The sequence below is a fragment of the Dietzia sp. B19 genome (genome assembly GCF_014145155.1).
In the GTDB taxonomy this organism is placed as follows: domain Bacteria; phylum Actinomycetota; class Actinomycetes; order Mycobacteriales; family Mycobacteriaceae; genus Dietzia; species Dietzia natronolimnaea.
Genome location: NZ_JAALED010000451.1, coordinates 1 through 1,902 on the forward strand (window position 1 = coordinate 1; position 1,902 = coordinate 1,902).

Here is a 1,902-nt window from a genome sequence, read left to right on the forward strand (position 1 = left end):
CAGAACTCGGTGCGCTTGTTCGAGGCCACCCGGGGTTCGGTCCACGAGCGGGACATCGGCACCGCGCCGGCGTCGATGGAGGACGCCGAGGGTCGCACCGAGCGCGAGCCCCAGCTCCAGCACCAGGCCGCTGCCGGGGGCACCGCCGCCTTCCACGGGCACGGTGCCGGCGGCGAGGTGGACCGCGTGATGCTGCAGAAGTTCTTCCGTCAGGTGGCGGCGGGTATCGACGAGCTGCTCGCGGGGCCCGACCGCCGACCGCTCGTCCTGGCGGCGGTGGCCGAGCACCACCCGATGCTCAGGGAGGAGCTGTCCTACCCCCACCTTCTCGACGACGTGGTGGCAGGGAACCCGGACCACGCCGGCGGCGCGGAGTTGCAGGAGAAGGCGTGGCCGATCGTCCAGCCCGTCCTCGGCGCCGACGCGGCAGCGGCGACCGAGCGGTTCGGGGAAGCCCTCGGGACCGGGCTCGGGGTGAGCGACCCCAGGGAGATCGTCACCGCGGCCTCCGAGGGCCGGGTGGAGACGCTGATCCTCACCGGGGCGGCCTGTCGTCCGGAGGATCAGCCGGGCGACCTCGACGACGCCGTGGGCCACACCTGCGCCACCTCCGGACGGCTCGTGGTGCTCGAGGCCCTCCCGCACGGCAACTCGGTCGGCGCGATCCTCCGCTACTGATCACGGTTCCGCGCGACACGACCTTACCGGCGGGTAAGGTCGTGTCCGGCCAGGGCACAATGGGCCCCATGAGCTCCAGCCACCCGCACTTGACCAGTCCCCTCGTCGTCGGGCCTCTCACCCTGCGCAACCGCGTGGTCATGGGGTCGATGCACACCGGACTCGAGGACCGCAGCAAGCACCTGCCCGAGCTCACGGCCTACTTCGCCGAGCGGGCGCGCGGCGGCACCGCCATGATGGTCACCGGCGGGTTCTCCCCCGACGTGGAGGGCTGGCTGCTCCCTGCCGGGTCGATGATGGCCAGCCGGCGGATGGCGGACAAACACCGCGGCCTCACCGATGCCGTCCACGCCGAGGGCTCGCACATCCTGCTCCAGCTGCTGCACGCCGGCCGGTACGGCTATCAACCGTTCGTCCGCTCGGCCTCGTCCACCAAGTCCCCGATCAGCATGTTCAAGGCGCGGGCCCTGAGCTCGCGGGGCGTCGAGCGCACCATCGACCACTGGGTGCGGGCCGCACGACTGGCGCGCCGGGCGGGGTACGACGGCGTCGAGATCATGGGCTCCGAGGGGTACCTGATCAACCAGTTCCTCGCGGCCCGGACCAACCAGCGCACCGATGCGTGGGGTGGCACCGCGAGCAAGCGCATGCGGTTCCCCGAGGAGATCGTCCGCCGGGTCCGCGCCGAGGTGGGCCCGGAGTTCCTGATCCAGTACCGCATCAGCGTGCTCGACCTGGTGCCGGACGGGCAGACCTGGGACGAGACCGCCGAGCTCGCCCAGCGCCTCGAGGCCGCGGGCGTCGACGTGTTCAACACCGGGATCGGCTGGCACGAGGCCCGCATCCCCACCATCGTCACCTCGGTGCCGCGGGCGGCGTTCGTGGACCTGGCCGCCCGGCTCAAGCAGACCGTGGGCGTGCCAGTGATCGCCTCCAACCGCATCAACACCCCGGATGTGGCCGAGCGGATCCTCGCGAGCGGGCAGGCCGACCTGGTGTCGATGGCGCGGCCGCTGCTGGCGGACCCGGCGTTCGCCGCCAAGGTCGCCGAGGGGCGGGCCGACGAGATCAACATCTGCATCGCCTGCAACCAGGCGTGCCTCGACCACACCTTCGCCAACAAGCGGGCGTCGTGCCTGGTCAATCCCCGCGCGGGCCGGGAGACGGAGCTGGTGCTCACCGTGGCGCCCACGCGCCGGCGGGTCGCGGTGGTCGGTGCGGGCC

1 protein-coding gene and 1 pseudogene are annotated in these 1,902 nt (G+C 72.3%); both read left to right on the forward strand.

The window, feature by feature from the left end:
* Nucleotides 1-678: pseudogene (locus G6020_RS12675) on the forward strand (hypothetical protein); the annotation flags it as partial.
* 68 nt (nt 679-746) lie between these two features.
* Nucleotides 747-1,902 (forward strand): 2,4-dienoyl-CoA reductase FMN-binding domain-containing protein (locus G6020_RS12680; protein WP_182610867.1); only part of this gene is annotated, 1,156 nt, incomplete at its 3' end.